We start from the raw sequence: 19376 nt of genomic DNA on the forward strand, positions 1-19376 counted from the left end.
GCAGATGCAGTGCTAGCCCGCTTCGCCCTGAACGGGAACTGAAGATTACTGCTCAATCGCCGGGGCGGGCGTCCGCAGCAGCCTCGCCCACCGCTGCCACGATGCGGCTGGCCTCAATATTGTGGTCAAGACCGGCCTGGCGCAGGAAGGCCAGACCCGCATCATAGGATGGCCCCATCCACAGCGGCACGCCGGCCTGTTCGATCATTTGCTGTGCGGCCCGCTCGGCCTCGCTCAAGTCATCGGTGGCAATCCGGCGCAGGAAGATGGCGGCGATCCTGCCGGGATGGCGGTCCACTACATCGGCAAAGGCCGGCAGGTCCCCTTGCGTGTCATCGCCGATCAGGGCGAAGCGAAGCTGCGGATACATCTCCACTATATGCCCGATCGATGCAGACTTGTGCGCCCCATGGCCTGCGCCGCCCAGAGTGGCGCGGTCCATGGCCCAGTCGCGCAGCATCAGCGGACCCAGCGGCAGGCGCTTGGCGCGCTTGAAGGCGACGAGGTAGGAAAACAGGTTCCACGGGCTGGACGAAACATAGAAGAACGGCCGGTGCGAGGCGGCAAGACGGATGGCGTCAGGCTCTCCATGCGGCGTTTCGGGAATGCCGCCGCCAAGCGCCGAGAAGAACACATCGGTACCCGGCACGGCGATACGGTCCTGTGGCCATTGCGCCAGCAGCCGCTGCCAGTTGCGCAGCAGCGGACGAATACCGCCGGTGATGCCGGTTTCGATGATCGTATCGTCAATGTCGGAAATGACCGCCAGATCGCTCAGCCGCCCGGGCGCCAGGACGTGGCCTGCCAGACTCTGTTCGCCGTCATCATCCGGCCAGCTCAGCCGGACCATTTCCCATGCCGGGTGATCGGGCAGGTCCCAGTGCGGATCGAGCGCCAGATCGAAATGCACGAAGCCTTCGGCATCGCTGTGCGCGCTGTGGTGCAGCAGATCGCCATCCGGGCGCTGCAATGCCAGCGTCACCCTGACTCCGGCCACTTCGCGCGAGGCAAACTGGGCGAGCATTGTGCGCACTGCCAGCCAGCGCCCGCCACCTGAATAATCGTGATCTCCTGATCGCAGTTGGCCAGATCGCAGGGCGCGCGCCTTCAGCACCAGCCGTGCATGGCTGCGATAGCCGAAATAGGGCTGGATGCGGACCGGCGAGGACTTGGGAGTTGCGCTGAACAGGGCCATTCCCGCCAAGGCTACAGGCCCGGCCCGCGTTTTGACAGGTGCGAGTTGCCGGACCGGGCAGCCAGTCAGCCGATCAGCTTGCGCGCGGCCTTTTCGATCAGGGCATTGTCTTCGGGGACTTCGCCCAGCAGGACCACGTCGCCATCATCTGTCCGGCGCACCATCACCAGCGCGAATTCCTCGCCCTGAGTGCCAATGGCAGAAAGCTGGCGCGGCTGGATGGCGCGCAACTTGCGGGCAAGCGCCTTGCGCGGCCCGGTCTGCACCGCGGCGCGCGTGTCACCGTCCTGTCGGCGCAGGCGGCGTTCGGCCTGGACCACGCCCTTCAACCCGCCATCGGCAGCGCGCAGGAAACTGCCCAATGCGCCGCGTTCCAGCCCGATGCGCTGTGCATGGGTCAGCGCTGCGGCATATTCGGTCAGCCGCGTCTTGTCGTAATCGGCGCCGAACACCAGCTTGACCACCGGCGTCATCGGCGCGCGTTGCTGCATGGCAAGACCGGCATCTTCGAGCATTTCGGCGAATTCGCCCGGCTCTTGCGCTGCTGCCAGGGCAAAATCATAGGCGCGCCCGATGGCATCGTACAAAGCCTTGCGGGTGCGATCTTCGCTGCTGCATGCAGTCTGCGCCAGCTCGCGGGCCGCAGCGAGCCAGTCAGCCAGGCCCATGTCGGCGGTATCGCGTTCGTTTGTCCCGTCAGAAGCCGCAGCATGGCTGGTCAGGTCAAGCCCGAAGGAGGGGCGGGGAAGGTCATCCATTTCCGGCGCGGCAAAACCGGTGCCGCCGGTCATCGATCCGGGACCATCGGCCCAGTCTGCCATCGGCGCCTCGGGTGAGCGGCTGCGCACGCCGGACCGTTCCAGCGCCTGGTCGATTTCCAGCAGCAATTCATCGGCGTCCTTGCTATCCGCCATTTCCTTCCAGTTGATCGCGCCGAAGATGAAATCAATCGTCTCGTCATCGCTGGAGAAAGGCAGCAGAATGCCGCGATAAAGGATCGTCACACCGCGCTGGTTGACGAATTCGGCCTCAAATCCGATCGGCGCCTGGTTGGCCAGGATCTGCATGTAATGATCGGTGATGCGGCTGAGCAATGAGCGCGAGGGGACATCGGACAGGCGGTTGATGACCATTCCGTTGGCACCGCACTCGCCAGCCAGTTCGCTGCCCAGGAAGGCAATTGCCGGGTCCTCCACGCCATGGGAGAAATCGAGCAACACGCCGTGCGGGCCAAAGTCGGGCAGCTTTTGCGGATCAAGATCCTCGACATTGGGAAAGTTGCGATTGTCCAGCAGGCTGGCCCAGAAATTATAGGCGCGCACTTGCATCCGCCGCTCATCCGCGCCGATCTGAGGGGGCGGAGCGTCGTGTTCCAGCTCATCATCGATCGCGTCGTCGCCATAGGCGCCATCGAAACCGTCAAAATTGCCACGTTGCGTGTCCATCGCACCAAAACCCCTTGAACCATGTGTCAGGAGCCTTTTGGCGCGACGTGGTAAATAATTGATGAAGTTGTGCCGATGGTGGTGGACTTATGCTGGCCTGGGCCAGTCTGCGGGTCGAGCGATCACAGCATATAGCGCATGCGGATGGTCTGGCTCACCGGCCTGCTGCCCACTTCGAAGGCAGCCTCGTCAAAATCCGGCGGGCCAAGCCGCACCGGCGCATCGCGGGAAAAGCCAAAGCCTTCGCGCGGGATCATGGTCAGCGCGCGGTCGGCGCGGCCGTTCTGATTCTCATCGTGCAGCAAGGCAATGGCATAGGTGCCGGGCTGCACGCCTTCGAAATGCAGCGTCAGCGTGGAGGCCGCCGGCACGGTGACGCGGTGCGAATGCGCATCGTTCCGGCAGCGCGGGAATCGTTCGGGATCATCGGTCATGCAGGCCATCACCACGCCGTGCGTATTGCGCAGGTTGGTGACCGAAATGCTCACCTCAACCGTGTGCTCTGGCGCAGCGCCCATCAGCAAGGGCGCCGCGATCAGCGTTCCAGCTTTGAGGATATGCCGCGATCGGTGCTGCACAGGCGATCCCAGAAGCGGAAATAAAGTCCGAAATTGCATAGATACTCGTCATGGTGACGTTGATGGTGGCTGGCCGTTATCACCCAATTTCCCAATGGGGAATGAACGAACCATCGCGGGAACATCTCCCAGCCCATGTGATTGGTCACGCCCATCACCGTCATTATCAACAGCACCGTGCCCAGCATGGCCACATGAATGGGGATCACGAACACCAGCAGCGGAATCACCAGCGCGCCGGTCAGCGCCTCCACCGGGTGAAAGCTCATCGCCGCCCATGCGGTGGGCGGGCGGCTGGCGTGATGCACCGCATGGGCGATGCGGAACAATCTGGGCCGGTGCATCCAGCGGTGTGTCCAGTAGAACCACGTGTCATGCGCGAACAGATACGCGAACAGCGATAGCGGCAGGTACCACAGCGGGTAATCGTTCCATTGCGTGTAAATCTGCGTCCAGCCCAGTTCCCGCCAGCCCCAGGCGACAATTCCGGCAGGCACGCCGTAGATCGCCGCCGACAGCAGCGACCACCAGATTTCCCTGCTGATCTGCGGCTCCAGCCCGCGATAGAGGCCCGGCCGCACCTTGCTCGTCACCCAGGCGAATGCGCCGCTGGTGAGCAGGTAGCGCACGCCCACTATCACCGTCATGGCAAGCGCGGAGAGGAGGATTGCGGTCATCGCTGCGGGCTTATCAATTGCGCGCCGCGCGCGATAGGCATTCCTTGGGCCATAGGAAAAGGGTGACAAGTAATATTGACATAAGGTCAAGAATTACATACATCGCGAGTCGTCAAGAAGATTAGACATACAGACAAGAGGATTTGACATGACGGATTGCGATGCAGAAGGCGGGCAAGCGCCGCACTGGTTCAGCCCCGCTGCCTGGCAGGCGGGCATGCGGCCACAGGATCTGCGCAATGCGCGCGTGGTGAACATGTGGTGCTGTGCCTGGGCGCTCGCGTTCGTGGGCGCGACTTTCCTGATCTCCCGGCTCCAGCCGACCCCGATAATGGGCGCGGTCATCATTGCCGTGCCGCTGGTGATCGGCGTGTGCACCATCAGGTCTTACCTGCGCTTCCTTCATCAGGCGGACGAATTGCTGCGCAAGGTTCATCTGCAAGGCCTGGGCGTGGGCAGCGGTGCGGCAATGGCGGTCGGCTCGACCTTTCTGATGGCGGCACCGATGGGTGCTTCTGCGCTGTGGGGGCTGACCTTCGCACTTGCCGCACTGGCGCTCAGCTTTTCGTTCAGTGTGCTGCGCGCGGCGAGGCGGCTCAATGCGTAACAGGCTGCGCGTGCTGCGGGCAGAGCGCGCCTTGTCGCAGGCTGCGCTGGCACAGATGCTCGATGTCTCACGCCAGACGGTGAACGCGATCGAGGTCGACAAGCACGATCCCAGCCTGACGCTGGCGTTCAAGATATCGCAGGTGTTCGGCCAGCCGATCGAGGCAATCTTTGCCGGACTGGAAGATACCGGCTTGGATGATGCCGGGCTGGATGATGAAGATGGCGCGAACGGCGGGCAGGAACCCTAACCCTCCAGGCGCATGCCCCAGTTCTCGCAATGGGGATCGCTCTGCACCACATTGCGGCGAAGGGCGGCCCGGGCCAGGCGTTCCACCTCTGTCTTGCGGCGCGCTGCGGCGAGCGGATGGCTGGGGGCCGGGCGGATAATCTCCGCATCATATTCATCGGCCACGATCACGCCGCACAGATCGGGGCGGAAATCCTCCCCTTCCAGACAGGCGCGGTCGAGCTCTGGCGGCAAGCCCCAGAAAAACCGGTCACAAAAATCGAGATAGTCGGGCCATTTGCCATCGCCCATCAGATCGCCGCGCGCGGTCTTGATCTCCACGATCACGATTCGACCCTTGCCATCCACGCCCATCAGATCTGCCCGCCGCCCGTTGCGCAGCGTCATCTCAGGCATGACCCATATGTCGTTGCGGGCAAACAGCCGGCAAATTCCCCTGGCGACAGCGTGCGAGCGCAGCTGATCCTTCTTTGCGGAAGTCTGGATTGGTAGCGAATCACCCATGCCGCGAAACTGGAACGAAATGGGAACATCGTCAAGCGCCTTGCCGCGCTGCTGTTACTTTGCTGGTGTTGCTTCCGGCAGGCAGAGGTCTGCCGAAAGGCTCAGGCGCTTCGGCGCGGACCCAGATGGCTGCTCTGCGGCAAAAGGCCCAGAATGGCCGCGCGGGCGCTCATGAATTCGTGCCACAGCGCGGTGGCCGCCGGGCGCGGATCGGCCCCGCGCGCATTCACCGCCAGCAGGGCGGCCAGTCCCGGCTCCATGATGGCAGCCAGATCCGCCACGGCGTTTTCCGCCAGCTGGCGGCGCCAGGGCGGGCAATCACGGATCAGGGCGGGAAAATTGCGGGCCAGCTTGTCTGGCGATTCCGCCGGCAACCCGGCCAGCATGGAAACCACCGAGCCCGCCTCGCTCAACGCACCCCAGCGCATGCTGGTGGCGCTTGCGCCGAGCATTGCGCGATCGGGGCGCGGGACAATATTTGGCGTGGCAATTTTCATGACACCAGCCATAGCGCCAGTGTGCTTGCCAATTGGTTAGCGGGCCCGGTGCGACACCGGGCCCGCCACATCACGGTTCGATCGAAAGCGCGCTATTCCGAAGGAGGAGCGCCGAACGGGTCGTCCTCTTCCAGATGGTCGAAGCCAAGATCGATATTCGCCCCGTCTTCACCCGATGTCAGGCGGTTGTTCTCGGCACAGACATATTCGCGCAAGGGGAACTCATTATCCAGCCGATAGGCCACGCGCGTGACATAGGGCACGCGCAGCACATCGGGATTGGTGATGGTGAATTCGATCATCAGCTCACCCGGCCCGCTCAGATAGATATGCTCATGCACGCGGCTCTTTTCGGTATGCGGGATACCGGCGGCGATATTGGTCAGCGGGTGCAGGCCCACCGTATCCACCACCAGCATGTCACCATCCCAGTAGCCGACCGATTCGCCGTTGAAGAACAGGTCCGGATCAGCAGGCAGGGCGCGGCCATCGGTGTAGATCCGGCGCACCTGCTCATAGGCTTCGGTCAGAATCGTCACGCGGCCCGGTGAGAACAGGATCTCGATCGGGTATGGCTGTTGCATCACGCCGGGAATGCCCGGCGGCAGGCACTGCGCCTGCGCCTCCTGATTGGGTCCGTTCTCGCGGATCGATGCCTGATAGGCGTCAAACGCGGCCTGCGCGGTTGGCGTCAGCTGGGGCGGGGCCGCGCGATCGGCAAACAGGCGCGTCCAGTCCGGATACCAGATACCCGTCCAGTCGGGCAGTTGCAGCACCTCCTGATAAGCGGTTGCCCGCGGCGAATCGGCTGCGACCTGCGCCGTGGCGGCGCTGGCTGCCATAAGTGCGGCGCCGCAGACTGCCGCCCGCGAAATCCATGCGATAGCTCTCATTCTCATCCCTTCCCGGAGAATTTCCCTCGGTTTTTGCCGAATTGGTTGCCTTTGCCCATTAGATTGATGTCGCAAAACGTATCAAGTCAAGTCGATGGGTTGATTCTGTCCGGCAATTGCTGGCAAAAGAATTGCAAAGGTGATCAGGGACCGTTCAGCTACCCTGCGCCAGGAGAGTGAACATGAATAGCAAAACCTTTCGCCGCGCTGCGCTCGGCTTCGCCTTCGCTCTGGCCGGGGCTGCCAGCCTGTCTGTGCCAAGCTCCGCCCACCATTCCACCGCCATGTTCACATGGGGCCAGGAATCGACCATGACGAACATGACTGTCGAGCGCTGGGAATGGACCAATCCGCACACCTTCCTTTACGCCCGCGATGCCCAGGGCACGCGCTGGGCATTTGAGGGGATGAGCCCGAATCACCTGGTCCGCTATGGCTGGTCGCGCCGGTCGCTGCAGCCGGGTGAGAAGGTGAACCTCACCTATTACCCCCTGCGTGATGGCCGCAATGGCGGCTTCAACGTCACCGTGACCAAGCCTGATGGCTCGCGCTTGTTCCAGTTCGGCGATCGCGGCACTACCCAGTAATCGCGATAGTGACCGGGTCGACTGGTCAGCACCGCACTTCAGCGATCAGGCGAATATAGCTTGGCGCGCCGCGCGCTGATTGCTAGGCGGCTGCCCTGTTGCACCCGTAGCTCAGCTGGATAGAGCGCTGCCCTCCGAAGGCAGAGGCCACAGGTTCGAATCCTGTCGGGTGCACCAAGGAATGAGCCGTCCGTGAGGGCGGCTTTTTCTTTTTCAGACATTTGTCGGCCAGCTATTCGCCCGTGGAGTACCGGCCCTATTCCCAGCCGTTTTCCAGGAAGCGCACCGCGCAGCTGGCCAGGAAGGCGGAGCCGGTGGGCAGGACGCTCTCGTCGACCATCATCTTGCTGGAATGGATGCCGCAGCAGCTCTTCCAGTCCGATCCCTCTTCCGCCACGCCCAGGAAGAACATCGCGCCCGGGACTTTTTCCAGCACATAGGCGAAGTCTTCGGCACCCATCAGCGCGTGGGCCAGCTGCTGATAGGCTTGCTCGCCGCCCATTTGCAGCGCCACTTGCCGGCCAAGATCAACTGCCCGGCCATCGTTGACGGTGACCGGGAAGCCTTCCTCGATATTGACGCTGGCGGTGCAGCCGTGCGCGCGGGCGACATTTTCCGCCACTTCGACGATGGCCGCGCGCAGGGCCTGGCGGCGCTGGGCGGAAAGCGTGCGGATCGTGCCACGTAGCAGGGCGGTGTCGGGGATGATATTATGCGCGCTGCCCGCTTCCATCTGGGTGATGGTGACCACGCAGGCCTCTGCCGCGGCAAAGCGCCGGGTGACCATGGTCTGCAGCGCGGTCACGATTTCGGCTGCGGCTGGGATGGGATCGCGCGTGTCATGCGGCATGGAGGCATGGCCGCCGCGCCCGGTCAGGGTGATCTCCACCATGTCGGCAGCAGCCATCATCGCGCCATGCCTGCCGGCGATCACGCCATGCGGCGAATTGGGCATGATATGCAGGGCAAAGGCGGCATCGGGCCAGGGATCGAGCAGGCCGTCCTCGATCATGTAGCGCGCGCCGTGAAAACCCTCCTCGCCCGGCTGGAACATGAAATGCACCTCGCCGCAAATCTCCTCACGCCGTTCTGCCAGTATGCGCGCGGCACCGGCCAGCATGGCGGTGTGCGTATCGTGGCCGCAGGCATGCATCCGTCCGGGAATGGTGGAGGCGAACGGCAGGCCGGTGTCCTCCTGCATCGGCAGGGCATCCATGTCACCGCGCAGCAGCGCAGTCCGGCCTGGCTTGCCACCTTGCAGCACGGCCACCGCGCCTGTGGCAGAGGTGCCCTCGCGCCATGCCAGCGGCAGATCCGCCAGCTCTGCCCGCACCTTGGCCAGCGTCCTGGGCGTTTCCAGCCCCAGTTCCGGTTCTGCATGGATGGCGCGCCGCAGGGCGACGATACGCGGCTCAATTTCCCGGGCGGCGAGGATCAGTGTCTCAGTCAGCATGCCGACTGTCTACCGCGCGTGCCTGATGCGCGCAAAACTATTTCGCCTGCACAGCCATACGGACGAGAGCTATGGGCTTGTCGGTTGCGGAGTGATACCTAACTTGGCAATTGGTGACCAAATGGTGGCCAATGCCAGTTCGGTGTTGCGCAAATATTGCAGTGTTGCGGCGAACTGTTGCCGTGCGGCGACAGCTTGCGGGCAATTTGAATTATTTCCGTAGTAATTGCATAGGGTGCGAGGTTAAGGCGGTGAGTATGCACGGGACCATACATCTGTTCGACCGCCTGCCGCAGGTTGATGTCGCGCAGGATTCGGCAGAAAGCCGCACATCGGTGCAGGTGCGGGCCCAGCCGCTGGTGGGCCTTATCCGCAATCCGCACAGTCACGGCAATGAAGGTTCGCCGCAGGACAGCGATGCCATTGCAGGCGTCATCACCGCCTCGCCATCGCGGCGCAGCGAACTGCACGAAATTCTGGCCGATTTTGCCGCCAAGCGCGTGGACTATATCGCCATCGATGGCGGTGACGGCACGGTGCGCGATGTGCTGACTTGCGGTGCGGGTTCGTTTGGTGAAACCTGGCCTGAACTGATCCTGCTGCCCAGCGGCAAGACCAATGCGCTGGCGCATGATCTGGGCATTGGTGATGACTGGAATCTGGCCAAGGCGCTGGAAGCTGCGAAGAATGACCGGATGGTCATGCGCCGCCCGCTGGTGGTGGCGCAGCGTGACAATGAAGCGGCGCAGGTGCGTGGTTTCGTGATGGGTGCCGGGGCCTATACCTCCGCCATCAGCCTGGGGCAGGACGCGCATAATTTTGGCGCCTTCAATGCCGCCGCCGTGGGCGTGACCGCTATCTGGAGCGCGTTGCAGGCGTTTTTCGGCAGGCAGGACAATCCGTGGCGGCGCGGCACGCGCATGCGCCTGCGCGATGAAGCCGGCGTGGATCTGGAACATGCCGGATTTGCTCCTGCGGATGAGCGGTTTTTCATGTTCGCATCCACCTTGCGGACATTCCCGGCTGGCCTGCGTCCGTTCAAGGACATGGAGGCCGCCCTGCGCGTGGCGGTGTTCGACAATTCGCGCCGCCGTCTGTTGCTGCGCATTCCGGCAATTTTTCGCGGCAATGTGGGCGAGGCCACGCGGCGCGGCGGCTATCACACGCATGGGCTGGAACAGCTGGAATTCGATATTGCCGATCGCTTCATCCTCGATGGCGAGGCATTTCCGCCCGGCTCCTACCGCGTGACGCCCGGCCCGCGCCTGCGCTTTATCGTTCCGTGAGCATGGATCTGCGCGCGCGGATCAACGCCGCGCAGACGCGCCAGGTCCACCCTGCCATCGCCGATTATGCGCGCTTCCTGGCCGAGGAGGCCGGTGCCTGCGCGGTGCTGTTCTATGGCTCCAACCTGCGCACGGGCGTGCTGGAAGGGGTGGTCGATTTCTACCTGTTGCTGCCCGGCCCCGCCGAAACCGGCCTGTGGCCGCGCGTTTCCTACCGCGAATGGCAGCATGAGGGGGAGGTGTTGCGGGCCAAGATCGCCACCATGTCGCTGGAGAAATTCGCCCAGGCCGCGCGCGGTGAGACGATCGACACGACCATCTGGGCGCGCTTCGTTCAGCCCAGTGCACTGATCTGGGCGCGTGACGATGCAGCGCGCGCGGCGGTTGGCGATGCACTGGCGCAGGCCGCGCAGACGGCGGCGCGGCTGGCGGTGGCTGTTGGCCCATCAGCCGGGAATGCCGCCGACTTCTGGCGCGCGCTGTTCCGGGCGACCTACCGGGCAGAACTGCGGGTGGAGAAGCCGGGGCGCGAAGACACTATCCTTGAAGCCAACGCCGCCCATTTCGATGGATTGCTGACTGCCGCGCTTGATGCGGCCGGGATCGGTTATGAGCGGCAGGGGCAGCTGATCGTGCCGCAGCTGTCCAGCCAGCGCCGCCGCGCGATTCTGCGCTGGTGGCGCAGGCGTCGGCGGATGGGCAAGCCGCTCAACATCGCGCGCCTGCTGCGGGCCACGCGCACATTCGATGGGGCGGGGCGATATGCGGCGTGGAAGGTGGAGCGCCACACCGGCGTCAAAGTGGAAGTGACGCCCTGGCGCGAAAAACATCCGCTGCTGTCCGCACCCGGCGTGATGTGGAAAATCTGGCGCGCGAAGCGGCATGGCTGAGCGGGTCAGGCTGACCCGGTCTGGCTAAGCAGCCTGCTGGCGCGCCTTACAGGTAGCGCATCTGCAAATTGAGCGTGATCACGCTGTTGCCGACATCAAAGCGGGTGCGGCGATAATTGGGCTTGCCCAGGTTGAAGATGTTCAGATTGGGATTGTTGGACATGGCCCCGCCGTCTGTGCGGATATCGGTGCTGCCATTGCCGTTCACGTCATGGCGCACGGCAATGCCATAGGTGCCGGCCTGCGGAACGGGCATGCAGAAGCTCATGTTGCCCTGCCGCGCCGGGGCTTCCATGCGATAGATCCACCGCCCGCTTTCCAGCCAGTCGGACTCGATCCCGCGATACAGCTGTACGCGCACTACGCCATTGGAGTTGCTGACACCGGCCACATTGATGCGGATGGCAGGCCCGCTGCCACGGCAGGGTGCGGGATCGTTGCGGATTTCCTGGCGGAACTGCGCATAGGCCGGAACCGCAAGCGAAACGCCCGCAATGGCAATCATCAGGGCTGCAAAGCCATTACGAACAGATAGACGCATGAATAATCCTGTTTCAAACTCGCGACCATTGCGATCACTGACCCCGCCGGGTCTTGCCGTGCAATCGCGCAGGGTTTGACCCCTGTTTGCGCCGGTTATTGGATATTTGCCACTGAACAGCATGTGAAGAATGCCGTCAGCCGCGTGTAAATATTCGGGCACAGAATGGCCCCTGTGTGGAAAATGTCCCCCGCCCAGCTTGTTCGCCGATTCGCCGCAGCCTATCGCATTATGGCAATCATGAAATCACCACTCATCTCGCCCTCGATTTTATCCGCCGATTTCGCCCGGCTGGGTGAAGAGGTGCGCGCCGTGGATGCAGCCGGGGCAGACTGGATCCATGTCGATGTGATGGACGGGCATTATGTCCCCAACCTCACCATCGGTCCGGCGGTGGTGAAGGCGCTGCGACCGCACAGCGCGAAGGTCTTCGATGTCCACCTGATGGTCTCACCTGTCGATATGTGGATCGAGCAATTCGCCGATGCGGGTGCCGATATCATCACCGTGCACCCCGAAGCGGGACCGCATGTCCATCGCAGCGTGCAGGCGGTGAAGGCGCTGGGCAAGAAGGCGGGCATTTCGCTCAATCCGGCAACGCCTGCCAAGATGCTCGACTATCTGATCGAGGAAATCGACCTGGTACTGATCATGAGCGTCAATCCCGGCTTTGGCGGGCAGAGCTTCATCGAAAGCCAGCTGCGCAAGATCGAGGCCGTGCGCAAGATGATCGACAAGGGCGGGCACGATGTCCTGATCGAAGTGGATGGCGGGGTAACAGCCGACAATGCGCGCCGCTGCGTGGATGCGGGCGCGGATGTGCTGGTTGCCGGTTCCGCCACCTTCAAGGGCGGGCCAGATTGCTACGCCGCCAACATCGCCGCGCTGAAGGGCTGCTAGGCATGGACGATCTTTCCACCCGGCTGCATCATGGCTCGGATGGGGATTCCGATGATGGTTTGCGGGAAGGACCCATGCAAATGGCGATACCCCTTGATGATGATCGACCAGAGGAACTGGCTCTGAAAAGCGCCATTGCCAGCAAGTCCGCAGATATGTCCGCAGATATGTCCGCAGATATGCCCGCAGACATGGCCAAAGACTATTCCGCAGACGCGCCGGTGGGGGCAGGGCGCGAACTGGCGCTGTCCGATTTCAACCCGCCAGACATCAGCGCCGGTGAACGGCTGCTGCGCTTTGCCTATCGCCTGGGTGTTCCCGGCTCCACCTTGTCCGCGCCTTTCCGCAAGCCGCTGCGCCCGCGCCTGCTGGCCACGGTGGAAACGCCGCTGGAGGGGGACCGTGTTGCCGGCATGGCGCTGCGGGCAGGCCATTTCCTTGTCCACGGGGTGAAGGCGCCGATCGCGCAGCTCGATTTCGCGTCTGTCGCCAAGCTGACCCCGCCTTTTGAGCGCGCGGTGCAGGGCTTCTCGTGGCTGCGTGATCTCGATTGCTGCGCCCCGCGTCCGCAAGGCAATGCCACGGCAGAGCGTATCCTCCAGGCGTGGATGCAGGCGAACAAGTCCGCCGACAAGGGCGCGGCGTGGAAGGTCGAAAATGCCGGGCACCGCCTGCTTGCATGGCTGGTGCATGCGCCGCTGATCCTGTCGGGTCAGGACAAGGCGCTGCGCCAGCAAGTGCTGGATGCGATGGCCGATACGGCGCGCTGGCTGGATCGCAACGTTACCCGCGCCGACGATCGTCATGGCGAGGTGATCGGCTGGTGCGCGATAATCGCCGCCGGTTTGCTGCTGCCCGAAGGCAAGCCGCGCCGCCTGTTTGGCGAAGCGGGACTGGTGCGCGCTCTGGGAGAACTGGTGGGCGACGATGGCGGCGTGTTGTCACGCAGCCCGGTGGCGCAGATGCATGTGATCGCGGCACTGATCGACGTTACCGCCTGTTACCGCGCGGTACGGCGCGATCCTCCTCAGGCGATAGAGACAATGCAGGCGCTGCTGGTGCCGCCGCTGCTGGCGCTGACCCATGCCGATGGCTCGCTGGGCAACTGGCAGGGCTCCGGCGCGGTGAAGGCGGAGCGGATAGAGGCGCTGGTGAAGGCCAGCGGCATTCGCGCCCGCCCGCTGCGCGATGCGCGCCAATGGGGCTATCAACGGATCGCCGCCAAGCCCGCGATCCTGCAATTCGATACCTCGCCGCCGCCGCTGGCGCGCCATGCCCGCAATGGTTGCGCATCCACGCTGGCGTTCGAACTCTCGCACGGGGATCACCGGCTGATCGTCAATTGCGGCGGCTCCGCACTGGCGGGCGGGCAGGTGCCGGTGCGCATCGAACAGGGCCTGCGCGCCACTGCTGCCCATTCCACGCTGGTGCTGGGCGATGCCAATTCCACCGCCGTGCTGATCAACGGCAAGCTGGGAACGGGCGTGGGCGAAGTGGAGGTGGACCGCCGCACGATCAAGCTGGACAATGGCGGGGCCACCAGGATCGAGGCCAGCCATGATGGCTATGCCACGCGTTTTGGCCTGATCCACCGCCGCATCCTGATCCTGCGCGACGATGGCAGTGAACTGCGCGGGGAGGACCTGCTGGTCCCCTCCGGCCGCAAGGGCAAGCGCGGCAAGGTGCCCTATGCCCTGCGCTTCCATCTTGGCCCGCAGGTGACCCTCAAGCTGGCCGACAACGGGCGCGGCGCCACATTATCGCTGCCCGATGGCAGCTATTGGCAATTCATGACCGGGGCAGAAAAGCTGGAAACTGAAGAAAGCCTGTGGGTCGATGGCGATGGACGCCCGCATCCTGTAGAGCAGCTGGTGATTCAGGGACTCGCTTCGCGCGGCGGCGGCAATTTCAGCTGGCTGCTGAAGAGAATGGGATAGAAATTCACGACATGACACAGGTTACGATCAAACGGGCGCTCCTCTCAGTGTCCGACAAGGACGGTATTGTGGAACTGGCCCGCGCGCTGGCAGCCAATGGGGTGGAGCTTGTTTCCACCGGCGGCACTGCCAAGGCGATCCGCGATGCCGGGCTGGAGGTGAAAGACGTTTCTGACCTGACCGGTTTCCCCGAGATGATGGACGGAAGGGTCAAGACCTTGCACCCGGTGGTGCATGGCGGATTGCTGGCCGTGCGCGACAATGCCGAGCACAAGGCCGCGATGGACAGCCACGGGATCGGCGCGATCGATCTGCTGGTGGTCAACCTCTACCCGTTCGAACAGACCGTGGCGCGCGGGGCGAGCCGGGACGAGATCATCGAGAACATCGATATCGGCGGCCCGGCAATGGTCCGCTCCGCCTCCAAGAACCATGGTTTCGTGACCATCGTCACCGATCCATCCGACTATGCAGAACTGCTGGCGGAGCTGGACGCGCAGGACGGTGCCACCAGCCTCGCCTTCCGCATCCGCATGGCAGGCAAGGCCTTTGCCAAGACCGCCAGCTATGATGCCGCCATCGCCAACTGGTTCGCCTTTGCCGATGCCTTCTCCAATCCGCTGGGGCCAGACGCGCTGAAAGCCACGCCCTTTGTCGACAAGCTGCCGCTGGCTTTCACCCTGAAGGACACTTTGCGCTACGGCGAAAACCCGCACCAGACGGCTGCGGTCTATCTGCCGCAGAGCGTGGGCGCGCGCGGCATTCCGCAGGCGCAGCAGGTGCAGGGCAAGGAGCTGTCCTACAACAATTACAACGATGCCGATGCGGCGCTGGAACTGGTTGCGGAATTTGCCGGCGGCGATCCGGCGGTGGTGATCGTCAAGCATGCCAACCCCTGCGGCGTGGCCCAGGCACCGTCCCTGCTGCAAGCCTGGCGCGAGGCGCTGGCCTGCGACAGCGTGTCTGCCTTTGGCGGGATTGTTGCCACCAATGTCCCGCTGGATGGAGAAACCGCGCGGGCGATCTGCGAGATCTTCACCGAAGTGGTGATCGCGCCGGGTGCGGACGATGCTGCGCGCGCGGCCTTTGCCGCCAAGAAGAACCTGCGCCTGCTGCTGGTGGAAGATCTGCCCGATGCCGCGCGTCCCGGCCTGCAGATGAAATCCATTGCCGGCGGCATGCTGCTGCAATCGCGCGATGCGGGCGATATCGGACCGGGTGACCTGAAAGTGGTCAGCAAGCGCGCGCCCAGTGCACAAGAACTGGCCGATTGCCTGTTCGCCTGGAAAGTGGCCAAGCACGTGAAGTCCAATGCCATCGTCTTTGCCAGGGATGGCGCCACGGCTGGCATTGGCGCTGGCCAGATGAACAGGCGTGACAGCGGGCGCATCGCCGCCGCGCGGGCGCGCGAAGCGGCGCAGACCGCCGGCTGGGACAATCCGCGCACCATTGGCAGCGCGATGGCGTCCGATGCCTTCCTGCCCTTTGCCGACGGCATTGAAGTGGCGCTGGAAGCCGGTGCCAGCGTCGTGATCCAGCCGGGTGGCGCGATGCGCGATGACGAGGTGATCAAGGCGGCCGATGACGCGGGCCTGGCGATGGTTTTCACCGGGATGCGCCATTTCCGCCACTGATGCTCCACTGATGCGCCACTGCTGCGCTGAAGCTTCAGGAATTCTGATATCGGGCCTGTGATACCGGCCTTTCGGGGCCGCAAAGCCTGCTTCCCCGCCCGAATCACGATGAAGCGACGCAGCGCTGCGGCGAGTTTGCGCCTGTTCAGCCGCATGCAAGACATTCGTGCCTACATAGGGTGCAATAAAGAATTCGCAGAAAGCAATTTCCCATGGGTCTGTTTACCGCCGAACTTTATCGTTCATTCCTTCTCGGCTTCGGTGTAACTGCCGTGGTACTTGCCGCGAATATCCTCCCACACCTTGGAGGTTCATGATGAAGTTCAAAGCCGCACTCCTTGCCGCCGCGCTTGCCGGCGTAGCCATCACCGCCACGCCCTCTTCCGCTGAAGAGGTCTTCAACGCGCCCGTCGCCACTAGGCAGGCGGATGAGAGCGGCTTGCAGACCGCCATTTTCGCAGGAGGCTGCTTCTGGGGGATCGAGGCGATCTTCTCCCACACGCGCGGCGTGCAAAGCGCCGTATCGGGCTATCACGGCGGCACACAGCAGCAGGCGAGCTACTCGCTGGTATCGTCTGGCGTGACCGGTCATGCAGAGGCGGTGAAGGTGGTTTATGACCCGTCTGTGGTCCGTTATGACCAGCTGCTGCAAATCCTCTTCTCGGTTGGTGCCGATCCGACCCTGCTCAACCGCCAGGGTCCCGATCACGGCACGCAGTATCGCTCCGCCATCGTCCCGATGAACGCCGAACAGCGCGCCGTGGCGCAGGCTTACCTGGCGCAAATGGGGCGCAGCGGGGTGTGGGACAGGCCCATCGTGGTGGCGATCGAGAACCCGCGCGCTTTTTATGAGGCGGAGGAATATCATCAGGATTTCTCGCTCAGGAATCCCACCAATCCCTATATCCGCCGTTGGGATGCTCCCAAGGTGGAGGCACTGCGCGAAGAGTTCCCGCAGCTGTACCGCAGCACTTTCCGCACCGGATAAACGCCGCGGCATTTGCCCATGGGGGAAGCTGCACCTATATCGGTGCGATGACGGGTCACAAGCATCACGAACATTCGGGCCTCCGGCTGATTGAGGAGGCTGAACAGGTCCTCACGCAGGCGGGTGAGCAGTGGACAGCCATGCGCGCGGATGTGTTTCGCGCTCTGGCCGCGCAGGAACGCCCTGCCAGCGCCTATGACATTGCCGAACTGGTCGGCCAGAACCGCGGCAAGCGCGTTGCGGCCAACAGCGTTTACCGAATCCTGGACCTGTTCGTGCGCACGAATCTGGCCAACCGGATTGAAAGCGCCAACGCCTATCTCGCCAACAGCCATCCCGGATGCCGGCATGATTGCATCTTCCTGATCTGCGATGATTGCGGCCAGGCAGACCATTTCGATGATGACAAATTGACCACCGCCCTGCGCGAAGCGGGGCAAAAGGCCGGTTTTTCCGATGTGCGCCCGGTGGTGGAGCTGCGCGGACTATGCTCAGAATGCGCCGGTTGAATGCCACGTTCTCGTTCATCGACAGCTTGGGTTGGTGGTTGTAAGACCCTGTAATGACTTTACGGCCCGAAACTCCGCTGCTCGACCAGGTCGACACTCCTCTGGATCTGCGAAAGCTGGAACCCGCACAATTGCGGCAACTGGCAGATGAACTGCGCGCCGAGATGATCGATGCTGTCGGTTCCACCGGCGGGCATCTGGGATCGGGCCTGGGCGTGGTCGAACTGACCGTGGCCCTGCACTATGTGTTCAACACGCCGCAGGACCGGCTGATCTGGGATGTTGGCCACCAGGCCTATCCGCACAAGATCATCACCGGGCGGCGCGACCGGATTCGCACCTTGCGCCAGGGCGGCGGGCTGTCCGGCTTCACCAAGCGGTCTGAAAGCGAATATGATCCGTTCGGCGCGGCGCACAGCTCCACCTCCATTTCCGCAGGGCTTGGCTTTGCCGTCGCCAACAAGCTGACCGGCAATCCGGGCAAGGCCATTGCGGTGATCGGCGATGGCGCGATGAGCGCGGGCATGGCCTATGAAGCGATGAACAATGCCGAACAGGCGGGCAACCGGCTGGTGGTCATCCTGAATGACAACGACATGTCGATTGCGCCGCCGGTGGGCGGGCTTTCGGCCTATCTGGCGCGGCTGATCTCCAGCAGCGAATATCTCGGCCTGCGCTCGATCGCCTCCAAGCTGGCCAAGAAGCTGTCACGCCGGGTGCACCAGTCGCTCGGCAAGGCAGAGGAATATACCCGCGGCATGGTGACCGGCGGCACTCTGTTCGAGGAGCTGGGCTTCTATTACGTCGGCCCTATCGATGGCCATAATCTGGACCATCTGCTGCCGGTGCTGGAAAATGTCCGCGACAGTGAACAAGGCCCGGTGCTGATCCATGTCGTGACGCAAAAGGGCAAGGGCTATGCCCCGGCCGAGGAATCGGCTGACAAATATCACGGCGTGCCCAAGTTTGATGTGGTGACGGGTGAAAAGGCCAAGTCCAAGGCCGGACCGCCCGCCTATCAGAACGTATTCGGGGAAACGCTGGCGATGCTGGCGCAAAGCGATGAGAAGATCTGCGCCATCACCGCCGCCATGCCTTCGGGCACCGGGGTGGACAAATTCGCCGCCGCTCATCCTGAGCGCGCCTTTGATGTCGGCATTGCCGAACAGCACGGTGTGACCTTTGCCGCCGGCCTTGCCGCGCAGGGCATGCGGCCATTTGCGGCAATCTATTCCACCTTCCTGCAGCGCGCTTTTGACCAGATCGTGCACGATGTGGCGATCCAGAACCTGCCGGTACGCTTCGCCATCGATCGCGCCGGACTGGTGGGCGCGGATGGCGCAACCCATGCGGGCAGTTTTGACCTGACCTATCTGGCCACGCTGCCCAACATGGTGGTGATGTCCCCTTCGGATGAAGCGGAGCTGGTCCACATGACCTATACCGCCGCCGAATATGACGATGGCCCCATCGCCTTCCGCTATCCACGCGGCAATGGCGTGGGCGCGGCCATGCCGGAGGTTCCGCAAAAGCTGGAAATCGGCAAGGGCCGGATTGTTCGCGGGGACGAAAAGGGCGGCAAGGTGGCCATCCTTTCGCTCGGCTCGCGTCTGGCAGAAGCGCTGGCTGCGGCTGATACGCTGGTGGCCAAGGGCCTTTCCACCACGGTGGCGGACCTGCGCTTCGTCAAGCCGCTGGATGCAGATCTGATCCGCAAGCTGGCCACCACCCATGAAGTGGTGGTGACGGTGGAGGAAGGCTCCATCGGCGGGCTGGGCGCCCACGTGCTGACGCTGGCCAGTGACGAGGGGCTGCTGGATGGCGGCCTGAAGATCCGCACATTGCGCCTGCCCGATATCTTCCAGGATCACGACACGCCTGAAAAGCAATATGAGCAGGCCGGCCTCAATGCCCCGCATATCGTGGAAACCGTGCTCAATGCATTGCGCCACAACAGCGCCGGCGTGGAAGAAGCGCGGGCCTAGGAGTGCCTGACTGGCTTGCCC

At 63.4% G+C, this 19376-nt stretch carries 19 protein-coding genes, 1 tRNA gene and 1 pseudogene; 12 read left to right on the forward strand and 9 right to left on the reverse strand.

The genetic code is table 11. The annotated features are described in order from the left end of the window. Positions 1-52: 52 nt before the first annotated feature. The 4 genes from ABDZ98_RS01090 to ABDZ98_RS01105 all read right to left on the reverse strand — a co-directional run bounded on the left by ABDZ98_RS01090 (position 53) and on the right by ABDZ98_RS01105 (position 3895). Positions 53-1195, reverse strand: coding sequence for a phosphatase domain-containing protein (locus ABDZ98_RS01090; RefSeq protein ID WP_160590730.1), 1143 nt, complete (start codon positions 1193-1195; stop codon positions 53-55). A 65-nt stretch (positions 1196-1260) separates the two neighbouring features. After that, positions 1261-2640 carry a PAS domain-containing protein gene (locus tag ABDZ98_RS01095; RefSeq protein WP_160590729.1) on the reverse strand — a complete coding sequence of 460 codons (1380 nt, stop codon included), beginning with the start codon at positions 2638-2640 and terminating at the stop codon, positions 1261-1263. A gap of 122 nt (positions 2641-2762) precedes the next feature. Next, the gene (locus ABDZ98_RS01100; RefSeq protein ID WP_337190179.1) at positions 2763-3128 is read right to left on the reverse strand and encodes a DUF2141 domain-containing protein; all 366 of its coding nucleotides are present in this window, start codon (positions 3126-3128) and stop codon (positions 2763-2765) included. A gap of 47 nt (positions 3129-3175) precedes the next feature. Beyond that, complete coding sequence (locus ABDZ98_RS01105; RefSeq protein WP_160590727.1) at positions 3176-3895, reverse strand: sterol desaturase family protein; 720 nt, start codon at positions 3893-3895, stop codon at positions 3176-3178. Positions 3896-4043: 148 nt separating this feature from the next. Between ABDZ98_RS01105 and ABDZ98_RS01110 the strand changes: the two genes are divergently transcribed. Both ABDZ98_RS01110 and ABDZ98_RS01115 read left to right on the forward strand, forming a co-directional pair. Next, on the forward strand, positions 4044-4502 hold the full coding sequence (locus ABDZ98_RS01110; RefSeq protein WP_160590726.1) for a hypothetical protein: 459 nt from the start codon (positions 4044-4046) through the stop codon (positions 4500-4502). Then, positions 4495-4674: pseudogene (locus ABDZ98_RS01115) on the forward strand (helix-turn-helix transcriptional regulator); the annotation flags it as partial. The gene ABDZ98_RS01110 and the pseudogene ABDZ98_RS01115, both read left to right, overlap by 8 nt. Before the next feature lie 74 nt (positions 4675-4748). On the opposite strand, the gene ABDZ98_RS01120 reads toward ABDZ98_RS01115, so the two are convergent. The 3 genes from ABDZ98_RS01120 to ABDZ98_RS01130 form a co-directional block, all read right to left on the reverse strand. Continuing rightward, on the reverse strand, positions 4749-5255 hold the full coding sequence (locus ABDZ98_RS01120; protein WP_160590724.1) for an MmcB family DNA repair protein: 507 nt from the start codon (positions 5253-5255) through the stop codon (positions 4749-4751). Positions 5256-5356: 101 nt separating this feature from the next. After that, positions 5357-5707 carry a hypothetical protein gene (locus ABDZ98_RS01125; protein WP_160590723.1) on the reverse strand — a complete coding sequence of 117 codons (351 nt, stop codon included), beginning with the start codon at positions 5705-5707 and terminating at the stop codon, positions 5357-5359. A 137-nt stretch (positions 5708-5844) separates the two neighbouring features. Continuing rightward, positions 5845-6645 carry a hypothetical protein gene (locus ABDZ98_RS01130; RefSeq protein ID WP_160590722.1) on the reverse strand — a complete coding sequence of 267 codons (801 nt, stop codon included), beginning with the start codon at positions 6643-6645 and terminating at the stop codon, positions 5845-5847. Positions 6646-6827: 182 nt separating this feature from the next. On the opposite strand from ABDZ98_RS01130, the gene ABDZ98_RS01135 reads away from it, so the two are divergent. Continuing rightward, positions 6828-7232 (forward strand): DUF6152 family protein, encoded by a 405-nt coding sequence (locus tag ABDZ98_RS01135; RefSeq protein WP_160590721.1) that lies wholly within the window; start codon positions 6828-6830, stop codon positions 7230-7232. Positions 7233-7332: 100 nt separating this feature from the next. Then, positions 7333-7409: transfer RNA gene (locus ABDZ98_RS01140), tRNA-Arg, on the forward strand. Between the two features lie 79 nt (positions 7410-7488). Here the strand turns inward: ABDZ98_RS01140 and ABDZ98_RS01145 are convergent. Continuing rightward, on the reverse strand, positions 7489-8685 hold the full coding sequence (locus ABDZ98_RS01145) for a M20 metallopeptidase family protein (protein ID WP_160590720.1): 1197 nt from the start codon (positions 8683-8685) through the stop codon (positions 7489-7491). 257 nt (positions 8686-8942) lie between these two features. Here ABDZ98_RS01145 and ABDZ98_RS01150 point away from each other — a divergent pair, with 257 nt between their 5' ends. Next, a complete protein-coding gene (locus tag ABDZ98_RS01150; RefSeq protein ID WP_160590719.1) occupies positions 8943-9971 on the forward strand; it encodes a diacylglycerol/lipid kinase family protein in 1029 nt (342 codons plus the stop codon). Beyond that, on the forward strand, positions 9968-10861 hold the full coding sequence (locus ABDZ98_RS01155; protein WP_160590718.1) for a hypothetical protein: 894 nt from the start codon (positions 9968-9970) through the stop codon (positions 10859-10861). Before ABDZ98_RS01150 ends, ABDZ98_RS01155 begins: the two co-directional genes overlap by 4 nt. Positions 10862-10907: 46 nt before the next feature. On the opposite strand, the gene ABDZ98_RS01160 is transcribed toward ABDZ98_RS01155, so the two are convergent. Then, positions 10908-11366, reverse strand: coding sequence for a DUF2141 domain-containing protein (locus tag ABDZ98_RS01160; protein WP_237437434.1), 459 nt, complete (start codon positions 11364-11366; stop codon positions 10908-10910). Between the two features lie 276 nt (positions 11367-11642). Between ABDZ98_RS01160 and rpe the strand changes: the two genes are divergently transcribed. The 6 genes from rpe to dxs all read left to right on the forward strand — a co-directional run bounded on the left by rpe (position 11643) and on the right by dxs (position 19355). Next, positions 11643-12302: a ribulose-phosphate 3-epimerase gene (gene rpe, locus ABDZ98_RS01165; RefSeq protein WP_160590716.1), complete on the forward strand. Its 660-nt coding sequence runs from the start codon at positions 11643-11645 to the stop codon at positions 12300-12302. An 80-nt stretch (positions 12303-12382) separates the two neighbouring features. Beyond that, positions 12383-14239, forward strand: a complete 1857-nt coding sequence (locus ABDZ98_RS01170) for a heparinase II/III family protein (protein ID WP_202385975.1) — start codon at positions 12383-12385, stop codon at positions 14237-14239. Positions 14240-14250: 11 nt separating this feature from the next. Next, positions 14251-15873 carry a bifunctional phosphoribosylaminoimidazolecarboxamide formyltransferase/IMP cyclohydrolase gene (purH, locus tag ABDZ98_RS01175; protein ID WP_160590714.1) on the forward strand — a complete coding sequence of 541 codons (1623 nt, stop codon included), beginning with the start codon at positions 14251-14253 and terminating at the stop codon, positions 15871-15873. 313 nt (positions 15874-16186) lie between these two features. Next, complete coding sequence (msrA, locus tag ABDZ98_RS01180; protein WP_202385974.1) at positions 16187-16861, forward strand: peptide-methionine (S)-S-oxide reductase MsrA; 675 nt, start codon at positions 16187-16189, stop codon at positions 16859-16861. Positions 16862-16908: 47 nt separating this feature from the next. Next, the gene (locus tag ABDZ98_RS01185; RefSeq protein ID WP_160590713.1) at positions 16909-17370 is read left to right on the forward strand and encodes a Fur family transcriptional regulator; all 462 of its coding nucleotides are present in this window, start codon (positions 16909-16911) and stop codon (positions 17368-17370) included. 53 nt (positions 17371-17423) lie between these two features. Beyond that, complete coding sequence (dxs, locus tag ABDZ98_RS01190; RefSeq protein ID WP_160590712.1) at positions 17424-19355, forward strand: 1-deoxy-D-xylulose-5-phosphate synthase; 1932 nt, start codon at positions 17424-17426, stop codon at positions 19353-19355. The last annotated feature ends 21 nt before the right edge of the window (positions 19356-19376 follow it).

Origin of the sequence: Alteraurantiacibacter aestuarii, from assembly GCF_039523595.1 — a bacterium.
Classification (GTDB): Bacteria; Pseudomonadota; Alphaproteobacteria; order Sphingomonadales; family Sphingomonadaceae; genus Alteraurantiacibacter; species Alteraurantiacibacter aestuarii.